Annotated in this window: 20 protein-coding genes; 12 read left to right on the top strand and 8 right to left on the bottom strand. The window is 67.5% G+C overall.

The features are described from left to right. Positions 1-123 precede the first annotated feature (123 nt). Together NFU08_RS18710 and NFU08_RS18705 are read left to right on the top strand one after the other, a co-directional pair. Positions 124-1584, top strand: a complete 1461-nt coding sequence (locus NFU08_RS18710) for an amino acid permease (RefSeq protein WP_174177918.1) — start codon at positions 124-126, stop codon at positions 1582-1584. Positions 1585-1778: 194 nt separating this feature from the next. Then, a complete protein-coding gene (locus tag NFU08_RS18705) occupies positions 1779-2834 on the top strand; it encodes a DNA polymerase IV (protein ID WP_251425404.1) in 1056 nt (351 codons plus the stop codon). A gap of 76 nt (positions 2835-2910) precedes the next feature. Here NFU08_RS18705 and NFU08_RS18700 read toward each other — a convergent pair whose 3' ends face one another. Then, the gene (locus tag NFU08_RS18700) at positions 2911-3087 is read right to left on the bottom strand and encodes a CsbD family protein (protein ID WP_251425325.1); all 177 of its coding nucleotides are present in this window, start codon (positions 3085-3087) and stop codon (positions 2911-2913) included. Positions 3088-3214: 127 nt separating this feature from the next. On the opposite strand from NFU08_RS18700, the gene NFU08_RS18695 reads away from it, so the two are divergent. The 5 genes from NFU08_RS18695 to NFU08_RS18675 all read left to right on the top strand — a co-directional run bounded on the left by NFU08_RS18695 (position 3215) and on the right by NFU08_RS18675 (position 7459). Continuing rightward, the gene (locus NFU08_RS18695) at positions 3215-3673 is read left to right on the top strand and encodes an SRPBCC family protein (RefSeq protein ID WP_251425322.1); all 459 of its coding nucleotides are present in this window, start codon (positions 3215-3217) and stop codon (positions 3671-3673) included. Further along, a complete protein-coding gene (locus NFU08_RS18690) occupies positions 3673-4350 on the top strand; it encodes a pentapeptide repeat-containing protein (protein WP_174177922.1) in 678 nt (225 codons plus the stop codon). Before NFU08_RS18695 ends, NFU08_RS18690 begins: the two co-directional genes overlap by 1 nt. Positions 4351-4494: 144 nt before the next feature. Further along, positions 4495-5721: a thiolase family protein gene (locus NFU08_RS18685; protein WP_251425319.1), complete on the top strand. Its 1227-nt coding sequence runs from the start codon at positions 4495-4497 to the stop codon at positions 5719-5721. Continuing rightward, on the top strand, positions 5721-6578 hold the full coding sequence (locus tag NFU08_RS18680) for an enoyl-CoA hydratase/isomerase family protein (RefSeq protein WP_251425316.1): 858 nt from the start codon (positions 5721-5723) through the stop codon (positions 6576-6578). Before NFU08_RS18685 ends, NFU08_RS18680 begins: the two co-directional genes overlap by 1 nt. Then, complete coding sequence (locus NFU08_RS18675) at positions 6575-7459, top strand: 3-hydroxyacyl-CoA dehydrogenase family protein (protein ID WP_251425313.1); 885 nt, start codon at positions 6575-6577, stop codon at positions 7457-7459. Before NFU08_RS18680 ends, NFU08_RS18675 begins: the two co-directional genes overlap by 4 nt. Positions 7460-7468: 9 nt before the next feature. Here the strand turns inward: NFU08_RS18675 and NFU08_RS18670 are convergent, their stop codons facing one another. Then, entirely contained in the window at positions 7469-7702 is a 234-nt protein-coding gene (locus NFU08_RS18670; protein ID WP_174177928.1) for a DUF6480 family protein, read from the bottom strand. A gap of 75 nt (positions 7703-7777) precedes the next feature. On the opposite strand from NFU08_RS18670, the gene NFU08_RS18665 reads away from it, so the two are divergent. Continuing rightward, positions 7778-8386 (top strand): GNAT family N-acetyltransferase, encoded by a 609-nt coding sequence (locus NFU08_RS18665; protein WP_251425310.1) that lies wholly within the window; start codon positions 7778-7780, stop codon positions 8384-8386. Between the two features lie 10 nt (positions 8387-8396). Here NFU08_RS18665 and NFU08_RS18660 read toward each other — a convergent pair whose 3' ends face one another. After that, positions 8397-9227, bottom strand: coding sequence for an SGNH/GDSL hydrolase family protein (locus tag NFU08_RS18660; RefSeq protein ID WP_251425307.1), 831 nt, complete (start codon positions 9225-9227; stop codon positions 8397-8399). Positions 9228-9324: 97 nt separating this feature from the next. On the opposite strand from NFU08_RS18660, the gene NFU08_RS18655 reads away from it, so the two are divergent. Together NFU08_RS18655 and NFU08_RS18650 are read left to right on the top strand one after the other, a co-directional pair. Next, complete coding sequence (locus tag NFU08_RS18655; RefSeq protein ID WP_246256156.1) at positions 9325-10044, top strand: tyrosine-protein phosphatase; 720 nt, start codon at positions 9325-9327, stop codon at positions 10042-10044. Further along, positions 10041-12125, top strand: a complete 2085-nt coding sequence (locus NFU08_RS18650) for a S1 family peptidase (protein WP_251425304.1) — start codon at positions 10041-10043, stop codon at positions 12123-12125. The genes NFU08_RS18655 and NFU08_RS18650 overlap by 4 nt, the downstream gene beginning before the upstream one ends. An 8-nt stretch (positions 12126-12133) precedes the next feature. Here the strand turns inward: NFU08_RS18650 and NFU08_RS18645 are convergent, their stop codons facing one another. After that, positions 12134-12595, bottom strand: a complete 462-nt coding sequence (locus NFU08_RS18645; protein ID WP_251425301.1) for a PaaI family thioesterase — start codon at positions 12593-12595, stop codon at positions 12134-12136. A gap of 145 nt (positions 12596-12740) precedes the next feature. On the opposite strand from NFU08_RS18645, the gene paaZ reads away from it, so the two are divergent. Together paaZ and NFU08_RS18635 are read left to right on the top strand one after the other, a co-directional pair. After that, a complete protein-coding gene (paaZ, locus tag NFU08_RS18640) occupies positions 12741-14852 on the top strand; it encodes a phenylacetic acid degradation bifunctional protein PaaZ (protein ID WP_251425298.1) in 2112 nt (703 codons plus the stop codon). A 284-nt stretch (positions 14853-15136) separates the two neighbouring features. Next, positions 15137-15532: a VOC family protein gene (locus NFU08_RS18635; RefSeq protein ID WP_251425295.1), complete on the top strand. Its 396-nt coding sequence runs from the start codon at positions 15137-15139 to the stop codon at positions 15530-15532. 107 nt (positions 15533-15639) lie between these two features. Here the strand turns inward: NFU08_RS18635 and NFU08_RS18630 are convergent, their stop codons facing one another. From NFU08_RS18630 to paaK, 4 genes are all read right to left on the bottom strand, one after another. After that, positions 15640-15945, bottom strand: coding sequence for a hypothetical protein (locus tag NFU08_RS18630; protein WP_174177942.1), 306 nt, complete (start codon positions 15943-15945; stop codon positions 15640-15642). Between the two features lie 12 nt (positions 15946-15957). Continuing rightward, positions 15958-17067, bottom strand: coding sequence for a S1C family serine protease (locus tag NFU08_RS18625; RefSeq protein ID WP_251425292.1), 1110 nt, complete (start codon positions 17065-17067; stop codon positions 15958-15960). 83 nt (positions 17068-17150) lie between these two features. Then, a complete protein-coding gene (locus tag NFU08_RS18620) occupies positions 17151-17768 on the bottom strand; it encodes a TetR/AcrR family transcriptional regulator (protein WP_174177945.1) in 618 nt (205 codons plus the stop codon). A gap of 67 nt (positions 17769-17835) precedes the next feature. Continuing rightward, a complete protein-coding gene (gene paaK, locus NFU08_RS18615; protein ID WP_174177947.1) occupies positions 17836-19203 on the bottom strand; it encodes a phenylacetate--CoA ligase PaaK in 1368 nt (455 codons plus the stop codon). Positions 19204-19337: the final 134 nt, after the last annotated feature.

Below are 19337 nucleotides of genomic sequence, written 5' to 3'. Positions count from 1 at the left end.
AGCTTCGGCGCCACGAGAGATTCCGCTCACATCCGGATGCCCATGAGGCAATAAACCGAATTTTGTGGGCGAAACCATGCGTGCGCCGGATGCGGCCAACCCCCCAACCCACAAGGAACAGTTGTGCCTCAAAGTACCCCCACAGATCTCCAGAACCCCACGGCACCATCCGCCGCCGTCGACCCCTCCCTCAGCGCCGAGGGTTACAGCAAGACGCTGGGCAGGCGCCACGTCACCATGATCGCCATGGGCGGCGCCATCGGCGTCGGCCTCTTCATGGGCGCCGGCGGACGCCTGGCCTCCACCGGCCCCGCCCTGATCTTCTCCTACGCCATTGCCGGCGTCATCGCCTACCTGCTCATGCGGGCACTCGGCGAGCTCATCATGTACCGCCAGACCTCGGGTTCGTTCGTGAGCTACGCCGGTGAAATGTTCGGCAAAAAGGGCGCGTTCCTGTCCGGCTGGATGTACTTCATCAACTGGGGCATGACCGGCATTGCCGAGTTGATCGCCATTGGCCTGTACTTCCAGTTCTTCTTCCCCAACGTTCCGGTGGAGGCCTCAGCGATCGCTGCGCTGGCCCTGCTGGTGGCCGTCAACCTGCTGAGCGTCAAGGCGTTCGGCGAGTTCGAGTTCTGGGCCTCCTGCCTGAAGGTGGGCGCCATCCTGATCTTCCTGGTGGTGGGCACGTTCATGGTGGTCACCAACGCCCAGGTGGGCGACGGCAACGCCTCCGTGGCCAACCTGTTCGCGGCCGAGGGCGGCATGTTCCCCAAGGGCGCCCTGGTGATGGTGCTGGTACTCAACGCCGTGATCTTCGCCTACAACGGCATCGAACTGGTGGGCATCACCGCCGGCGAGATGCAGAACCCGCAGCGCGAAGTCCCCAAGGCGATCCGCGCCGTCGTCCTCCGCATCGTGGTGTTCTACGTCGGTTCCGTGACCCTGCTCGCCATGCTGCTGCCGTCCGACCAGTACGTGGCCGGCACCTCCCCGTTCGTCACCGTGTTCGGCCAGATGGGCCTCGCCTGGGTGGGCGACGTGATGAACATGATCGTGATCACCGCGGCGCTGTCCTCCTGCAACTCAGGCCTGTACTCGATCGGCCGCGTCTTCCGCACCATGGCCAACAACGGCCACGCCCCGCAGTGGCTCACCCGGATGTCCCGCCGCCACGTTCCGTACGCGGCCATCCTGGCCATCGCGGCGTTCTACCTGGTGGGCATCCTGCTGAACATCTGGCTGGGCGGCTCGCACGCCTTCGACCTCGCCCTGAACACGGCGTCCATCGGCGTGATCTTCACCTGGGGTGCCATTTTTGCCAGCCAGATCGCGCTGCGCCACAAGAAGGGCGTCACCTCCAGCCTGCCGATGCCCGGCTCCCCGTGGACCAGCTGGGCCGGCCTGGTCTCGCTGCTGGTCATCACGGTGCTGATCGGCTTCGACACCATGACCAGCAAGTCCGGCGAGGTGTTCTACCTGGGCCTGTGGACCCTGGCCGCCATCCCGTTCTTCGCACTGCTCCTGTGGCTCGGCTGGCAGAAGGTCAAGGCCAACGAACCGAAGCACGTGCTCTACAACTAGCGCCCACAGCAGGACGCACGACGGCGGGACGCCCCTTGGGAGGGGAGTCCCGCCGTCGGCGTTTCCCGGCATCGATTGCTCCGCAACTGCCGTTTTGGGGCCGCAAAAGGACCGCTACGAAGCAATCGCTGGTGCCGGGGCGGTGGTGCGGAGCGGCCGGCGGGGGCAGACTTGGGCGTGTGGACGAACCGTGGGTGCTGCATGTGGACCTTGACCAGTTCATCGCAGCCGTCGAAGTGCTCCGCCGGCCCGAGCTCGCGGGGAAGGCGGTGATTGTTGGCGGCCGCGGTGATCCCGCCGAGCGGGCAGTGGTGTCCACGGCGTCCTACGAAGCCAGGGCCTACGGCGTGGGCTCGGGAATGCCGCTGCGCATCGCAGCACGGAAAGTTCCCGACGCCGTGATCCTGCCCGTGGATCACGAGGCCTACCTTGAGGCGTCCGAGAAGGTCATGGCGGTGCTGCGCTCACAGCCCGGCGCCACGGTCCAGGTGCTTGGCTGGGATGAGGCCTTTGTTGGCGTCCGGACGGAAGATCCGGAGGCCTATGCCCGCCGCCTGCAGCACGCCGTCCTGGAGGCGACCCTGCTGCACTGCAGCGTAGGCATCGGCGACACCCTGGTCCGCGCCAAGGTGGCAACGACGTTCGGCAAGCCGGCCGGGGTCTTCCGGCTCACGGAAGGCAACTGGCTGGAGGTCATGGGGAGCAGGCCGACGATCGAGCTGTGGGGCGTGGGGACGAAGGTGTCTGCCCGCCTGGCCAAGCTCGGCATCGGGACGGTTGCCGAGCTGGCCGCGGCCAATCCCGAGGACCTGGTCCCCGAGTTCGGCCCGAAAATGGGGCCCTGGTACGCGCAGTTGGGGCGGGGCGACGGCTCGCGGACAGTCGACGACACGCCTTGGGTGGCACGGGGGCACAGCCGCGAAACCACTTTTCAGCAGGATCTGACCGGGCCCGCCCAGATTGATGGTGCCGTGAGGGAACTGGCAACCCACGTCCTGGAGGATGTCGCCGCCGAGGGCCGGCCGGTGGTCGGGCTGACGCTCAAGGTCCGCTACGCGCCGTTCCTGACCAAGACGTACGCCCGGAAGATTCCGGAAACATCGGACCCCGCGGACGTGCTGGCACGCGCCCTCGACCTTGCGGCGAAAATCGAGCCGGGCCGGCCCATCCGGCTCCTCGGGCTGCGCGCCGAAATGACGATGCCCGCGGATTCCCGGCAGGGGCACACCCCGACCCGCAGCGGATGGTGACGGGCTTCATCGATTGCTGCGTACCTGCCCTTATGGCGCCCCAAAACGGCAGTATCGGAGCAATCGATGAAAAAAGCTAGTCGCGCTTGAACTCGTCCTTGACGCTCTCGCCGACTTTCTTGGCGTCGGCCTTGACCTGGTCTGCCTGGCCATCGGCCTTCAGACGGTCATTCTTCGTGGCGTTGCCGGCCGCTTCCTTGGCCTTGCCGCCCATGTCTTCCGCTGCGTTGCTGATCTTGTCTCCGAGGCCCATGATGGGGCTCCTTTCGTTTCCGGTGACCGAACATTTTCACACTAACACGAAGCATGCTTACTAATTCAAGTCCCCGGTGGCGCCGTGGTTCTGTCGCTTGCACGGCTCCACGGCTAGGCTCAAAGCCATGGAGCACAGCATCAGCCTCAGCCAGCACATCAACGCGTCACCGGAAAAAGTATGGTCCGTCATTACGGACATTCCCGGCTCCGCCTCCACGCTGACCGGCGTGGAGTCCGTCCAGCTGCTGACGGACGGCCCGTACGGCGAGGGAACGCGCTGGAAGGAAACCCGGAAGATGATGGGCAAATCAGAGACGGTGGAGATGTGGGTGGCGCAGGCTGAGCCGCCGCGCAGCACCACCGTGAAAGCTGTCCAGGGCGGCGCCGACTACAGCACGCTGTTCACCCTTGCCCCTCGCGACGGCGGAACGGACCTCAGCGTGACGTTCGGGGGAGAGATGCACAAGCCGACCGCAGCAACGCGCATCATGATGGCGATCTTCGGCAAGATGGCAATGGCGGCCACCCGGAAGGCCCTCCGCAAGGACCTGGCAGAAATAGCAGCCAAGGCGGAATCCATCTAATGGCCGCGCGCACCCCGCGGGCAGCACCCCCCGGCGTTGCGGCACCGCGCCTGACCCCTGTCCGGCTCGAAAACCTGACCGACGTCGCCGAGCCGGACTTCCAGCGTGGAGGGCGGTACGACGGCGCGCGGTACAGCCGTGTGGCTGCCGAGGGGATGGACCTGGGCGGCGCGGATTTCATCGATTGTGAGTTCCGGGGCGCGGCCTTCAACGAAGCGCAGTTGCGCGGCTCCAGCTTCCGCGACTGCATCCTGGAGGAGCTATACGCGCCGGTCCTCCTGGCGGCCCGGTCCACGTGGCGGGAAGTTGAGATCCGGAATGCCCGCCTCGGTTCTGCAGAACTGTACGAGAGCGGCTGGCAGTCGGTCCGCATTGACGGCGGAAAACTCGATTTCCTCAACCTGCGGGGCGCCAAGCTCACCGACGTCGTGATCAGCGGCTGCATCATCAACGAACTGGACCTCGGCTCGGCCACTGGAACGCGCGTAGCCCTGAAGGACTGCACCATCGGCTCCCTGGACTTCAGTGGGGCCACGCTCAAGGACTTTGACCTGCGCGGCTCCGAGCTCAGGGGGATCAGCGGACTCGGCAGCCTTGGCGGCGTGGTCATTGACGACTCCCAGCTTGGACTCCTGGCACCCCTGCTGGCAGCGCATCTGGGGCTCACTGTCCTCTGACGCGCGCACAGGACGCCGGCGCGCTGAGGGGTTCCCGTATCCACGGCACACCCTCCCGTGTACTATTTACAGAACGAACGGTCGGTAAGTGGGGATTTACCGGCTGCTGATGACAGTGCTGTTTATCGCGTGAAGGGTGTTTCCATGGCTGCAACCGCAGGTCCGCAGGCTTTCCTTGTTGGCGGGGTACGGACCCCGGTGGGCAGATACGGCGGAAGCCTCTCCTCCGTCCGTCCCGATGACCTGGCCGCCCTGGTGCTCCGGGAAGCGGTCAGCCGGGTCGGCCTGGACCCGGACAGCATCGACGAGGTCATCCTGGGCAACGCCAACGGGGCCGGCGAGGAAAACCGCAACGTGGCCCGGATGGCCACCCTCCTGGCCGGGCTGCCCCTCCACATCCCCGGAATCACCGTCAACCGGCTTTGCTCGTCCGGGCTGAGCGCCATCATCATGGCCAGCCAGATGATCAAGTCGGGTGCGGCGGACATCGTGATAGCCGGCGGCGTGGAATCCATGAGCCGGGCGCCCTGGGTGCAGGAAAAGCCCGCCACGGCCTTCGCCAAGCCCGGCGCCATCTTTGACACGTCCATCGGCTGGCGGTTCGCCAACCCGCTGTTCCAGAAGGGCGAGCTGTCCCGCGACGGCAAAATGACCTATTCCATGCCTGAGACCGCAGAGGAAGTGGCCCGCGTGGATAACATCTCCCGCGAGGATGCCGACGCCTTTGCCGTCCGGTCCCACCAGCGCTCCCTCGACGCCATAGCTGCCGGGCGGTTCAAGGACGAGATCGTCCCTGTGACCGTCAGGACCCGCAAATCCGAGACCGTGGTGGACACGGATGAAGGCCCCCGCGAAGGCACCACCATGGAGGTCCTCGCCAAACTGAAGCCCGTGACGCACGGAGGTTCAGTGGTCACCGCAGGCAACTCCTCCACCCTGAACGACGGCGCCTCCGCCATCATCGTGGCCTCCGAAGCCGCCATCGAACGGCTCGGGTTGACGCCCCGGGCACGCATCATAGACGGCGCCTCGGCCGGCTGCGAGCCGGAAATCATGGGCATCGGCCCGGTCCCCGCCACCCAGAAGGTGCTCAAGCGGAGCGGCCTCAGCGCAGGCGACCTGGACGCCGTCGAACTTAACGAAGCCTTTGCCACGCAATCGCTCGCCTGCATCCGGCGCCTCGGCCTGGATCCGGACATTGTCAACAACGACGGCGGTGCGATCTCCCTGGGGCACCCGCTGGGTTCCAGCGGGGCGCGGATTGCGATCACCCTGTTGGGCCGGATGGAGCGCGAGGACGCCAGGAGGGGCCTCGCCACCATGTGCATCGGCGTGGGCCAGGGTACGGCCATGCTGCTGGAGAAAGTCTGATGGCGGGCCCCGTGGACCTGGCAGCGGAGAAGTTCCAGACGCTCCTGGTGGAGGAACGCACCGACCGGGTGGTGGTGCTGCTGAACCGGCCCGAGGTGCGCAACGCGATCGACCAGCAGATGGTGGACGAGCTGCACGTGGTGTGCGCCGCGCTGGAGCAGGACCCCAGGGTGCTGATCATCGCCGGCGTGGATGGCGTGTTCGCCTCCGGCGCGGATATTGCCCAGCTGCGCGAACGCCGCCGGGGCGATGCCCTGCAGGGCATCAATTCCACCATCTTTGTCCGCATCGCCAAGCTGCCCATGCCGGTCATTGCCGCGCTCGACGGGTACTGCCTGGGCGGGGGCGCGGAGCTCGCCTACGCGGCGGATTTCCGGATCGGGACATCCAGCGTCCGCATTGGCAACCCCGAAACCGGGCTGGGAATCCTCGCTGCCGCCGGCGCCAGCTGGCGGCTGAAGGAACTGGTGGGGGAGCCCATGGCCAAGCAGGTCCTCCTGGCGGGAAAGATCCTCACCGCCGAAGAAGCACTGGCCGTCAACCTCATCACCGAAATCCACGACGCACCGGAACTCATGGACGCGGCACACAGCCTGGCGGACAGGATCGCCCGGCAGGATCCGCTGGCAGTGCGGATCACCAAGTCCGTGTTCCATGCCCCTGCGGAAGCGCATCCCGTCATCGACCAGCTGGCACAAGGGATCCTGTTTGAATCCGAGGCCAAATTCGACCGGATGCAGCAGTTCCTGGACAGGAAGAACGACAAGAAAACCGGCACGAAGGACGGCGGCAGTGCAGCCACCGCCGCCACCACCGGAACCCCGGAAGGCACAGAGAGCGGAGAGCAGAACCGATGAGCACACCCGAACTTTCCCCCGGCCTGCCCACTGATCTTCCCCACTTCGTAGGCGTCCTGGGCGGCGGCCGCATGGGTGCCGGAATCGCCCATGCCTTTCTGGTCAAGGGCGCGGACGTGCTGGTGGTGGAGCGCGACGACCAGTCAGCGGAAGCTGCCCGTGAGCGCGTGGAATCGGCCGCGGCCAAGAGTATTGAGCGCGGCATGACGGACGCCAACCTGGATGAAATGGTGTCCAGGCTGTCCGTCACGGTGGACTACGACGACTTTGCGGACCGCCAGCTGGTGGTGGAAGCAGTGCCGGAGGACTGGGACCTGAAAGTCACGTCACTGCGGGGCATCGAGGAACGGCTGGGCGAGAGTGCCTTCCTGGCCTCGAACACGTCATCGCTGTCCGTGAACGGCCTCGCCGGTGAACTGAAGCGGCCCGAAAACTTCCTCGGCCTGCACTTCTTCAACCCTGTTCCGGCGTCCACGCTCATCGAGGTGGTGCTGGGGAAGCGCACGTCTCCCCAGCTCGCTGCCGCGGCGAAGGGGTGGGTGGAGGCACTCGGCAAGACCGCCGTCGTGGTTAATGACGCCCCGGGGTTCGCGTCCTCCCGGCTGGGTGTGGCCATCGCCCTGGAGGCGATGCGCATGGTTGAGGAAGGGGTTGCGTCCGCCGAGGACATCGACGCCGCCATGGTCCTGGGGTACAAGCACCCCACCGGGCCGCTGCGGACCACGGACATCGTGGGACTGGACGTACGGCTCGGCATTGCCGAGTACCTGCACTCCACCCTGGGCGAGCGGTTCGCCCCGCCCCAGATCCTCAAGGACAAGGTGGCCCGGGGCGAACTGGGACGGAAAACCGGCAAGGGCTTTTTTGGCTGGCCCGGATAGGGGCGCGGGTCAGTCGAAGAAACCGACGATGTAGCCGATGAAGTAGAGCAGGAACAGCAGGACGCCGGCCCCGATGGCGCCCATCCAGAAGATCTGCTGGCCCTTCCCCGAGCCCTTCTGCCGGGGCTCCTGGGTGCCTGCCACCGACCCTTCACCGGGAGGCGTTTCGCCGGGCGGCACCCCGCCGCCGGGCTCCAGGCCTGTGATCTTGTCATCCTCCGGGTCCGGATTGGTTCCTGACACGTAAACTCCCTCGCTCGCCGTCCTGATGCTGTCCCCAGCGTAACCGGCCCCGGTGGTTGCACCTAGGCTGGTGCCGTGACTTTCCTAGAACCCCTTACCCTCACGGGCAGGTATGTAACCCTGGAACCGTTGTCCAGGGAGCACCACGACGGACTGGTGGACGCGGCACGGGACGGCGAGCTGTGGCGGCTCTGGTACACCTCGGTGCCGGCCCCCGAGGAGATGGCCGCTGAGATCGGGCGCCGCCTCGACCTGCAGGAGCAGGGATCCATGCTGCCGTTCACCACCCGGCTGATCGACCCCGGCACCGGCGCGCCCAGCCGGATCATCGGCATGACCACCTACATGAACATCGACGCCGGCACGCCCCGGGTGGAGATCGGCTCCACCTGGAACGCCGCCTCCGTCCAGGGAACCGGGACCAACCCCGATTCCAAGCTCCTGCTGCTGCGGCACGCGTTCGAGACGCTGGGCTGCCCGGCCGTGGAGTTCCGGACGCATTGGCTGAACCACCAGTCGCGCGAGGCCATCGCCCGGCTGGGCGCCAAGCAGGACGGCGTGCTGCGCAACCACTCCAGGACCCGCGACGGGCTCCTCAGGGACACTGTGGTGTTCTCCATCCTGGAGCACGAGTGGCCCATGGTCCGGGCGGGCCTGGAGCACCGGCTGGCCAGGCGCGGCTAGCTGTTCCCGGCTAGCCGGCGGAGTAGGCTCCGGCGGCGTCCAGGGTGGCGTAATACGCCTCGTAGCCCTCGGCGTTCGGGTGGAAGCTGTCCGGGCTGCCCGCGCCGCCAAGGTTGATCCACGGGTCCGGCGACAAAGCGCCATGGCCGAGGAAAGCGGACCGTACGTCGACGTAGGTGGCGCCGGTGTCGCCCGCGGCCTCGGCGATTGCACCGTTCAGGTCATCAGCCAACTCGGTGGCCTGGTAGATGAACAGCGCCGCGGCACCAGTCTGCCCGGCCGGGATGGGGTCCAGGAGGTAGGGGTAACCGGTGACCACGATCCTGGCGTTGGGCGCGGCGGCCTGCACGCCCTCGATCATCGAGACCACGTCGCGGTACAGCTGCCCGCTCTCGAGCTGGGCGGTTGCATTCGCGGTGGCAGCAGCACACTCCTGGCCCGGGGTTGCACCCGCCAGCGATACTCCACAGTAGGTAATGATGGCGCCGAAGCCGAGGTTGTTGCCGCCGGCGGTGATGGTCACCAGTTCGGTGCTCTTGTTCAGCCGCCCAAGCTGGGAGTCCACCACATCCTGGGTTGTCTTCCCGCTGCAGGCCTCGTTGGCAACCAGTTTGATCGCCTTGGTCTCGTCGGCGAGCTCAGAGTAGGTGTTGCCGCTGCGGTAGCAGTCATCCAGGTACGGCCTGGCCCCCTGCCCGGCAGCGAAGGAGTCTCCCAGGGCAATGTACTTGGTCTTGTCCGCAGCCTGCGCCGGCACGGTAGCCAGCCCTGCCGCCATGGCAAGGGTGGCGAGGCCTGCTGCAAAAGCCGAGCGACGGCGTCGTACGGTGATGTTCCCCAAGTGGCTCTCCTTGAACGGTGGAAGAAGGCAAGTACGAGCCACCGTACTACCTGGCTGTGACGTGCGCCTCCTGTGGCCGGTGTGATTAGCTGTGCGGATGAAGAAACCGGGCAGGTCCATGGACTGGGATGGTGCCGTTAACGCCTGGCATGTGGCCGGCGGTGTCTACCGCATGGGCAGGCGCGAGTGGCTCACCGAGGCAGGCTGGCGGCAGGCGTACGACGACGGCATCCGCACGGTGATTGACCTCCGCAACGAGGCGGAGGCGCAGCGCCGGGACACCGATCCCGTGGTGGGCAGGGCCGCCTGGTCCGGGATGGTGGTGGTTTCCGCGCCGACGGAGGAGCCGGGCGATCCGCGCTTTACCGCCGTGACCGGCCCCTACCTCAACGATCCGGCCAACTATCCCGAGAACGCGCGGCTGTTCCCGGACAAGCTGGTGGGCGTCTTCCGCGAGCTTGCGGCAGCTTCGGCCCGCGGCGCCGTGGTGCTGCACTGCGCGGCCGGCCGTGACCGCAGCGGCATGGTGGCGGCCATGGTCCAGGACCTCGCCGGGGACTCCGGGCAGGACATCGCCGAGGGCTACCGGCGCGCGGCCCGCGGCATCAACGAGCGCTACCGCACCCACGGCCCGCCCCATGCACGGGAACGGTACCTCGGCGAAGCGGAACTGGTCCCGCTGCTCCAAGAGCGCGGAGAGGCCGTGGCGCAATTCGTGCGCAGCCTCGATACCCGCGCGTTCCTGCTGGACAACGGACTCAGCGCCGCGGAGCTGGACGCCGTCCGTGCCTTGTGCGGAGCGGGGGTGTCCCGATGAGCGTCCGCCGGGTCCTCTTCCTCGGCGCGGCGGCGGGCGTCCTCGCATCCTCCGCTGTTGTGGCTGCGCCGGGTTGGGCTGTGGTTGCTCCGGGCCCGGATGCCGGCGCCGTCCCGGGCTCGGGCAGTTCGTTCCTCTCGGACGCCGCCCTGGCCGTTGCCGTGCAGCGGGACCTCGGCCTCACCCCGGAACAGTTCGCCGCCGCCGGGGAACTCGGCGTCCGGGCCGCAGCCGCGGCCGGGCAGCTCAGGGCCGTTCCCGGTTATGCGGGCACCCGGCTCCAGGACGGGCAGATCGTGGTGTCCGGAACAGGTGCCGAACTCCAGGACGCGGTGGCGGCGCTCGGCGCCGGCATCCCGGGCCTTGTTCTGGAGGCGGCTCCGGCCGGCGCTGCGATGCCTGCCGTGCCAAAGCCTGCCGTGCCAAACCCTGGTTCCGAGCTCGCGCTGAGCACGGAGCAGCTGTTCCACGCGTACGTGGCCGAGGTGGGGCTGCAGGGACTGCAGGCGGTGGTCACCTCCGGCGGGAAGTTCGTCATCCGCACCGGCGGCGTCAACGCGCCGGAAGCGGCCCCGGACGGTACCGGTGCCCCGGCTGCCGGGCCCGGAAGCTCCAAAGCGGCGGACGCCGGCAGGAAATCGCCGGCGGAGTTTGTTGCCCGGTTCGCCAACGTTGAGCTCGACGACGGCACGCCGCTTGCGCCGGAGGCCGAGGTTCCCGGGGGACTCGGCTACATCGCCGACACCGGCTGGATCTGCTCCACGGGCTTTTCGGCGTTTGACCCGGCAGGCCTGCCGGCCGTCCTCACGGCCGGCCACTGTGCCTCGGACGGGGCAGCTGAGACGGCGGAGCTGGAATTCCAGTTCAACCGGACAGGGCTGCTCGGAAAGTTTGGTTTCAGCCAGTTCGGCGGCCCCGGCAACAGCCCGGTCCTCCGGCCAGGGAGCGTGGACGACCCGCTCCAGCCGGACGACCCGGGCAACGTGGGAACAGATATCGCGGTGGTGGAATCCCTCCGTGCGGACCTGGACCCCCTGCCGGCAGCGAGCACCTGGGGTGACGCGTCCCAGCCGGAACCCGACGTCAAGATCATCGGCACGGCCGATCCCGTGGCGGGCATGCCGGTGTGCCGTTCCGGCCGGACCTCGGCCTGGTCCTGCGGCACGGTGGATGCGGTGGGGATCTTTGTGGTTCCCGGGCCCGGCTACGCGGCGGACCCCAACGACCTGCGGGCGTTCAACGGTTTCCTGTCCTACGGCGTCCAGTCCAGCGGCGGAGATTCCGGCGGCCCGTACGTCAGCGGCAACTACGCCGTGGGCACTCATGCCGCCGGAGACACGCCTGACGAGCAGGGCAACGTGGTGGAGAATTTCGCGGTCGGGGCCACCCTGGCGGACAGCCTGGCCGTGCTGCCCGGTTACCAGCTGGAACTCTTCCTCAACACGCCTTCGGTGTCCTCTCCCGAGCCCGGCACCACCTATGAACCGGGGCAGGTCATCAGCGGCACCGTCCCTGCGGCCCCTGCCTCTGCCGTGGCTGCCGCCTCAAAAGTCCGGATCACCATCCAGGAGCAGGACACCGTCGAGGTCCCCGTCAACGCCGACGGGACCTGGAGCTTCCCGGCGCCGGAGGGCAAGGGAACACTTCGCTTTACCGCGCAGACCGTCAACGGGTTCAGTGCCTCCGGTGCTGCGGACTTCGAGTTCGCCGCCGCTGCCCCGGAACCGGCCCCGGAAGAACCGGCCCCGCCGGTGCAGCCGGAGCCGGAAGAGCCCCCCGCCAGCCCGTTGCCCGCGCCGGCACCTGTGCCGGCAGACCCGGCGCCCGCACCTGTGCCGGCAGCCCCGGCCCCGGCGCCGGCGGATTCCTCTGCGGCTGGCCAGGACGCCGTCGTCGTACCTTCGCCTGCCGCCGCCCCTCCCGCGGACCCGTCAGGCTACGCGCGCCACCGCGACGGCGGCGGCCTGGCGTACACGGGTGCCAGCGCACTCCCGGCAGCGGGTGCTGCCGCGGGGGCGATCGCCGTCGGAACCCTGTTGACGGCGCTCGTCCGCCGCCGGAGGCAGCGCACTCCCGAATAGCGACGCGATCAGGCGCGGCCGGCAGGCTCCTTGTGGCGACGCATCAGCAGGTTGGTGATGCGGAGGGTGCAGAGCCGCTGCCCCGCCTCGTTGGTGATCAGCACCTCGTGGGTGGTGAGCGTGCCGCCCAGGTGGATGGGCGTGGCCGTAATGGTGATCTGCCCTTCCCGCGCGGAGCGGTGGTGGGTTGCCGAAACATCCACGCCCACCGCCGTCTTGCCCAGGGTGCTCGCATGGATCACGGCAGCCCAGGAACCCACCGCTTCGCCCACGGCCAGTGACGCCCCGCCGTGGAGCAGCCCGAATGACTGCCGGTTCCCCTCCACCGGCATGGTGGCCACCACGCGCTGGACGGATTCCTCAATGATCCTGACGCCCATCTTCTCGTCCAGTTCGCCGAGGGTGATCTTCCACAGCTCGTGCGCCGAAGGCGTGCTCTCGGCAGCATCCATGGGTGATGGGGCGCTCATAAGTTCTCCTTTTGGTGGCCGAATACCGTCCTGGCCTTCTAGTGTGCAGCACGGCACTTCATGTATGGTGAATATATTACCGAACGGACGGTCAGTAATGACTCGTCCTGTTTGTCTGCCCCTTTGTTGGAAGGACCCGTCAACGATGACCACCACAGCCACAGCTCCCCAGGCCACGGTCGACACCGTGGAGACAGTGCCCAGCTTCATCATGGATGCGTGGTGGACGCCCGACGCCGGAGCGGCAGCTTCCGCAAGGCCGGTCCGGGATGCGAGCACGGGGGAGGTCCTGGCCAAGGTAAGCACCGAGGGGCTGGACCTGGCCGCCGTCGTTGACTATGGCCGCACCACCGGCCAGGAGGAACTCGGCCAGTTCACCTTCCACCAGCGCGCCCTGAAGCTCAAGGAGCTGGCGCAGTACCTCAACGCCCGGCGCGAGCACTTCTACGCCTTCTCCGCCCAGACCGGCGCCACCAAGGTGGACTCGATGATCGACATCGACGGCGGCATCGGCGTCCTGTTCACGTTCGGGTCCAAGGGCCGCCGCGAGCTGCCCAACTCCCAGGTGGTGGTGGACGGGCCCATGGAGGTGCTGTCCAAGGACGGTTCCTTCGCCGGTGAACATATCTATACCCGCATCCCCGGCGTGGCCGTGCAGATCAACGCCTTCAACTTCCCCGTCTGGGGCATGCTGGAGAAGTTCGCCCCGGCCTTCCTCGCAGGCGTCCCCACCATCGTCAAGCCCGCCACCCCCACCGGGTACGTTGCCGCCGCCGTGGTCAAGGCCATCGTCGAGTCGAACATCCTGCCCAAGGGCTCGCTGCAGCTGATCTCCGGCTCCGTCCGAGGGCTGCTGGACGTCCTGGATTACCGGGACCTGGTGGCCTTCACCGGCTCCGCATCCACCGCGCTTTCCCTGAAGTCGCACCCCAACGTGGTGCAGGGCGGGGTCCGATTCACGTCCGAGACCGACTCCCTCAACGCCGCCATCCTCGGGCCGGATGCCGTGGAGGGAACCCCGGAATTCGACGCGTTCGTGAAGTCCGTGGTCACGGAGATGACGGCGAAGGCGGGCCAGAAATGCACCGCCATCCGCCGCGCCATCGTGCCGCAGGAGATGGTTCCGGCCGTGTCTGCCGCCATCGGCAAGCGCATCCAGGAGCGTGTGGTCCTCGGCGACCCGCGCGCGGACGGCGTCACCATGGGCGCGCTCGCCTCGGTGGAGCAGCTCAAGGATGTCCGGGCGGCCGTCCAGACGATGCTGGACAACGGCGGTGAGCTGGCCTACGGGACGCTCGATTCGCCGTCGGTCACCTCCGCCGACGGATCCACGGGCGTGGTGGACGGCGGCGCGTTCATGGCTCCTGTCCTGCTGAACTGGCAGGACCCCGAGGCGGAGGAAGTCCATTCCCTGGAGGCGTTCGGTCCCGTGTCCTCGGTGATCGGGTACAAGGACCTTCCCGACGCCGTCCGCCTCGCCGCCCGCGGCGGCGGCTCCCTGGTGGCCTCGGTCTGCACCAACGATCCCGCGGTGGCCCGGGAATTGGTCACCGGCATCGCCGCGCACCACGGCCGTGTACTGATGCTCAACCGCGAGGACGCCCGTTCGTCAACGGGCCACGGTTCGCCCGTGCCGCACCTGGTCCACGGCGGGCCCGGACGTGCCGGCGGCGGTGAGGAACTGGGCGGCATCCGGTCGGTCATGCACCACATGCAGCGCACCGCCATCCAGGGCTCGCCGAACATGCTCACCGCCGTCACGGGTGTGTGGCACGCGGGCGCGGACCGCAACTTCACCGTCGAGACGGAGGGTACCCACCCGTTCCGGAAGTCGCTGGAGACCCTGAGGATTGGCGACTCCGTCCGCTCCGACCTGCGCCAGGTCACCCTGGAGGACATCACCGCGTTCGCCAACTCCACCGGCGACACGTTCTACGCCCACACCAACCACGAGGCCGCGGAAGCCAACCCGTTCTTCCCGGGCATCGTGGCGCACGGCTACCTCCTGCTGGCGTGGGGTGCCGGCCTGTTCGTGGAGCCGGCTCCGGGTCCCGTGCTGGCCAACTACGGGCTGGAGAACCTGCGGTTCATCACCCCCGTGGCGGCGGGCGACTCCATCCGGGTGACGCTCACCGCCAAGAAGATCACCCCGCGCGAAACCGACGAGTACGGCGAAGTGGCCTGGGACGCGGTGCTCACCAACCAGAACGACGAGATCGTGGCCACCTACGACGTCCTTACCCTCGTCGCCAAGTAGCCCCGCAGCCAAGTCACCCGCCTGGCACGCTCTCTCACTTGACGCCGGTTTCATCGTGACGCTCTCTCACCTAATGCCGGTTTTTCGCCAACGCTCTATCACTCGCCCCTAGTAGGTGATAGAGCGTTGGCGATTTATCAGCATCAAGTGAGAGACGGTTTGGGGATTTCCTGTATCAAGTGAGAGAGGGTTTGAGGCTGGACCGGGCAAGGAGGCGGCCGGTTCTTTTTGGCGGGCGGAGGCGTAAAATTCTGCCCGTAGGAGGTGGCCACATGAACCTAAGAATGAACACAGCCACAACCGTCCTGCCAGTCGATGATGCAGCGCGCGCCCGAAGGTTCTACACCGAAAAGCTCGGACTCCCGCACCGCGGCATGACAGACGACGGAAGCGAATTGCTCGGCAGCGACGGCGGCCCCATGCTGCAGCTGATGCCGGTCTCGGACGGCAAGCACTCCGAGCACACAGCCCTGAGCTTCGAGGTCACGGATATCGAAAAAACGGTCCGCGACATGGAAGCCAGGGGTGTCGCGTTCCAGGACTACGACCTGCCCAACCTGAAGACAGAGAACCACATCTGCACCACCGACTCGGAGAAATGCGCGTGGTTCATGGACACCGAACACAACATCCTGTGTGTCCACGAGAAGCTCGGGGTCCAGGCAGAATACGAACTCTAGCCACACCGATGAAACACATGAAGGGGCGCCCCGGAATTCCGGGACGCCCCTTTCGCCGTGCTGGCCGCCTGCTGTGTTAGCAGCCTGCCTGCCCGCCGGCCGTGAAATCAGGACTCGGCGCCGCCGTGCAGGCTGTCGTCGCTGCTGTCATCCTCACGGCCGGTGCCGTGCCCGCTTTCGCTCTGGTCCGAGAGGTCCATGTTGCCCCGGGCCTCAGCCATGGTAGGGCCGCCGGAGGGGACGCTGTAGGTGTCCGGGCGGATGCCGTGGGACTGTTCCTCGATCAGTGCCTGCTCTTCGCTGAAGCGGATCACGTTGGCCTCATCGCCGGCGTCGCCGGGAACGTCCTCACGGACCTTCGAGGGGTCCGGAATGATGTATCCGGCGTCTGCTTCGTCTTTGGGGTGGCTCATTTTCTTACCTTCCTATCGGGTGTTACTTGTGGGCCGCGCGATGAGGTCCGCCTTGAGGTCAAGGCTCTGGTCCTGCCGCTTGACCTTGAAGCCTACGGTATCGCCGGGGTTGCGGTTCCGGAGTTCCGCCAGGAGCTTCTCCGGAGCGGTGAGGTCCACGCCCTCCAGGGACTCGAGGACGTCACCCGGGCGGATGCCCGCGCGTGCCGCCGGGCCGTCGTCGTCCACTGCCAGGACCACGACGCCGGTGCGTGCGTCGATGCCCAATTGGCCGGCGATCTGCGGGGTCAGTTCCCCCGGGGTGAGGCCCAGGTAGGCGTGCTCGGCAGTGCCGTCCGCCAGCAGTTCCTCGGCGACCTCCACGGCCGTGGCGGCCGGGATCGCGAACCCGAGGGCCACGGCCCCGGCTGACGGGGGAATGTAGGCCTCGCTGATGCCGATGATTTCACCGCGCATATTGATGACCGCTCCGCCGGAGTTGCCCGGGCTGATGGGGGCGTCTGTCTGGATCAGGTCCACCAGGGAGAGGCTGTTGGAGGCGGAACCGGGAATGGACCGGTGCAGCCCGGAGATGATCCCGGCGGTGGCGGTGTTCTCGAAGCCGAGCGGGGAGCCGAGCACCACGGCGCCCTCGCCGACGCGCGGGAGGTTGGTCTGGTAGACGGGTTTGGGCAGGCCGGTTCGGTTGGCCTGGACCAGTGCGAGGTCCGTGACGGGGTCGGTTGCCCTGACGGTTCCCTCCACCCGCTGGCCGTCCGCAAAGGCCACCTCAACGCGGGTGTTGCCCCGGACCACATGCTCGTTCGTAAGGATCAGGCCGTCCTCGGAGTAGACCACGCCGCTGCCCAGGCCGCCGTCCGTGAAGATGGTGACCACGGACGGTGCGAGGTTTTCCACCAGCTGGGGGATATCGCCCTCCGCAGCCGGCGCGGGGGCCGGCGCCGCTGTGCCGTCAGGCGTGGCCGTGGACGTCGGCCCGGGGCTGGAGGAGCCGCTGGGGGCCGGGGGAGGCGTGGAGCCGGTGCAGCCGGTGAGGGCCAGGGATGCCGTGAGCAGTGCTGCCCCCGCGGCGGTCCGGAAGCGGTCCGGACGTGGCAGCGCCCGGCGGGTGACGGTATTCATGGACGGCCTCCTCCGGGTCCTGGCTGGTTTCTACAACCGTAGCCGGGGATCGGAGAAAATACCAAGCACCCTTAGTATCTATCTCAGTGCTGGGTGGAGTGCAGCCCGTCGAACGCCATGGTGATCACGTCGTCGGCGAGCCGTTCGGGGGAGAGGGAGCCGCCCGGCTTGTACCATTCCACGATCGAGTTGATCATGCCGAACAGCAGCCTGGTGACGGTCCGCGGATCGATGTCCTGGCGCAGCGAGCCTTCGTCGCGGGCTGCGGAGATCAGTGCGGCCACCTTGTGGTCGAAGGTGCGCCGGCGCTCCAGGGCGTCCCGCTCGATCTCCGTGTTCCCGCGCAGCCGCAGGAGCAGCGTGACGAACGGCAGCCGGTCCACCAGGACGGCCACGGTCTGCCGGAGCACGAACTCCAGGCGGGCATCGGCCGCGCCGGACGTGGCGGCAGGCTCTTCCAGGATGGCCTCAAGCCCGCCGAGGGCGTGCTCCAGGGCGAGCTTCAGGAGGTCGCCCTTGGACGGCACGTGGTGGTAGATGGCGGACTTGGAGATGCCCAGGTTGTCCGCAAGGATACCCATGGACGTTGCGTCGTAGCCATGCCGGTTGAAGACGTCGACGGCGATGCGCAGCACCGACTGCTGGTCGTATCCGGGGCGGCCGCGCTTGGCTGTGCTGGCTGTATCAGTGCTGCTGGGCATAGTGGCTAGTTTCTCACGAACGGTCGGTCGGGTGGCGCAGCCCGGAGCCTGCGCCACCGCTGGATGACTACGCCTTGGGGCGCAGGTCGTAGATGCGCCGCAGCTTGCCGTTGGAACGCTCCAGCGAGCCCGGCTCCACCACGTCGACTGCGCACGAAGAACCCACGTGGATCTTGATCTGCTCCTTCAAGGCGCGCGCCGCCGTCGTGCACTGCTCAACGGTGACGCTTTCCCGGCGCTCGATCTTCACCGTCATCTGGTCCATCCGCTGGCCCTCGGGCCGGGTGAGCTCCAGCTGGAAGTGCGGGCTGAGCTCGGGGATGCGGAGCGCAATCTCCTCGATCTGGGACGGGAACACATTCACGCCCCGGAGGATGATCATGTCGTCGCTGCGGCCGGTGATGCGTCCCATCCGGCGGTGCGCGGGGCGGGCCGTGCCGGGGAGCAGGCGGGTGAGGTCCTTGGTGCGGTACCGGATGATGGGCAGCGCTTCCTTGGTGAGGGACGTGAAAACCAGTTCGCCGTGCTCGCCGTCGCGCAGGACGTTTTCCTTGCCCACCTCCGGGTTGAAGGCGTCGATGATTTCGGGGCGGAAGTGGTCCTCCCAGATGTGGCTGCCGTCCTGGGTCTCCACGGCCTCGCCGGCCACGCCGGGTCCCATGACCTCGGAGAGCCCGTAGATGTCGCAGGCCTTGATGTTCATGGTGACCTCAAGTTCGTGCCGCATTTCCTCGGTCCACGGCTCGGCGCCCAGCACCGCGTACTTCAGCGAGGTGGAGGCGGGGTCGATGCCCATGTGCGCCATGGCGTCCGCGATGGTGAGCAGGTACGTGGGGGTGGCCAGGATGGCGTCCGGCTTGAAGTCCTGGATCAGCTGGATCTGGCGTTCGGTCTGCCCGCCGGAGATGGGGATGACGGTGCAGCCGAGGGCTTCGGCGCCGGCGTGCGCGCCCAGGCCGCCGGTGAACAGGCCATACCCGTAGGCGTTGTGGACCTTCATGCCCGGGCGGATGCCGGAGGCGCGGAAGCTGCGGGCCACCAGCTTTGCCCAGTCCGCCAGGTCCTTCTTGGTGTACCCGACCACCGTGGGCCGGCCCGTGGTGCCCGAGCTGGCATGCACGCGGGCAACCTGGTTTTGCGGGACGGCGAACATGCCGAACGGGTATTCCTCGCGCAGGTCATCCTTGGTGGTGAAGGGGAAGTTGCCCAGGTCGCTGAGTTCCCGGAGGTCGTTCGGGTGGATGCCGGCGTCGTCGAACTTGCGCTTGTACAGGGGCACGCGCTCGTAGGCGTAGGCAACGGTGTGCTGCAGGCGGCTGAGCTGCAGGGCCTCGAGCTCGTCGCGGGACATGGTCTCCTCGCGGTCCAGGATGACGTTAGTGCCTGCGGCCGTTGCTGCGGCAGCGGCGGGGGTTTCGGGAGCATGCAGGGTCATGGTTTCCTACTTCTTGGGGATGGTGCGGCTGCGTCCGCGGAACTCGGCAATGAGCTCGCCGGGCTGGGCTGAACGGGGCGGTATTGAACTGGGCTGGGCTGAACTGGGCTGGGCTGAACTGGGCTGGGCCGGGG

This window comes from Pseudarthrobacter sp. NCCP-2145 (assembly GCF_023708005.1).
GTDB lineage: Bacteria > Actinomycetota > Actinomycetes > Actinomycetales > Micrococcaceae > Arthrobacter > Arthrobacter oxydans.
Note: the sequence above shows the minus strand (reverse complement) of the source record. Positions and strands in the feature narration are given on the sequence as shown.

Excerpts from the sequence above, each read along its gene's own strand:
- paaZ (WP_251425298.1), top strand. The coding sequence starts at position 12,741 with ATGACCACCACAGCCACAGCTCCCCAGGCCACGGTCGACACCGTGGAG.
- NFU08_RS18645 (WP_251425301.1), bottom strand. The coding sequence starts at position 12,595 with ATGAGCGCCCCATCACCCATGGATGCTGCCGAGAGCACGCCTTCGGCG.
- NFU08_RS18700 (WP_251425325.1), bottom strand. The coding sequence starts at position 3,087 with ATGGGCCTCGGAGACAAGATCAGCAACGCAGCGGAAGACATGGGCGGC.
- NFU08_RS18630 (WP_174177942.1), bottom strand. The coding sequence starts at position 15,945 with ATGAGCCACCCCAAAGACGAAGCAGACGCCGGATACATCATTCCGGAC.
- paaK (WP_174177947.1), bottom strand. The coding sequence starts at position 19,203 with ATGACCCTGCATGCTCCCGAAACCCCCGCCGCTGCCGCAGCAACGGCC.
- NFU08_RS18625 (WP_251425292.1), bottom strand. The coding sequence starts at position 17,067 with ATGAATACCGTCACCCGCCGGGCGCTGCCACGTCCGGACCGCTTCCGG.
- NFU08_RS18695 (WP_251425322.1), top strand. The coding sequence starts at position 3,215 with ATGGAGCACAGCATCAGCCTCAGCCAGCACATCAACGCGTCACCGGAA.
- NFU08_RS18655 (WP_246256156.1), top strand. The coding sequence starts at position 9,325 with ATGAAGAAACCGGGCAGGTCCATGGACTGGGATGGTGCCGTTAACGCC.
- NFU08_RS18690 (WP_174177922.1), top strand. The coding sequence starts at position 3,673 with ATGGCCGCGCGCACCCCGCGGGCAGCACCCCCCGGCGTTGCGGCACCG.
- NFU08_RS18680 (WP_251425316.1), top strand. The coding sequence starts at position 5,721 with ATGGCGGGCCCCGTGGACCTGGCAGCGGAGAAGTTCCAGACGCTCCTG.
- NFU08_RS18650 (WP_251425304.1), top strand. The coding sequence starts at position 10,041 with ATGAGCGTCCGCCGGGTCCTCTTCCTCGGCGCGGCGGCGGGCGTCCTC.
- NFU08_RS18635 (WP_251425295.1), top strand. The coding sequence starts at position 15,137 with ATGAACACAGCCACAACCGTCCTGCCAGTCGATGATGCAGCGCGCGCC.
- NFU08_RS18620 (WP_174177945.1), bottom strand. The coding sequence starts at position 17,768 with ATGCCCAGCAGCACTGATACAGCCAGCACAGCCAAGCGCGGCCGCCCC.
- NFU08_RS18675 (WP_251425313.1), top strand. The coding sequence starts at position 6,575 with ATGAGCACACCCGAACTTTCCCCCGGCCTGCCCACTGATCTTCCCCAC.
- NFU08_RS18685 (WP_251425319.1), top strand. The coding sequence starts at position 4,495 with ATGGCTGCAACCGCAGGTCCGCAGGCTTTCCTTGTTGGCGGGGTACGG.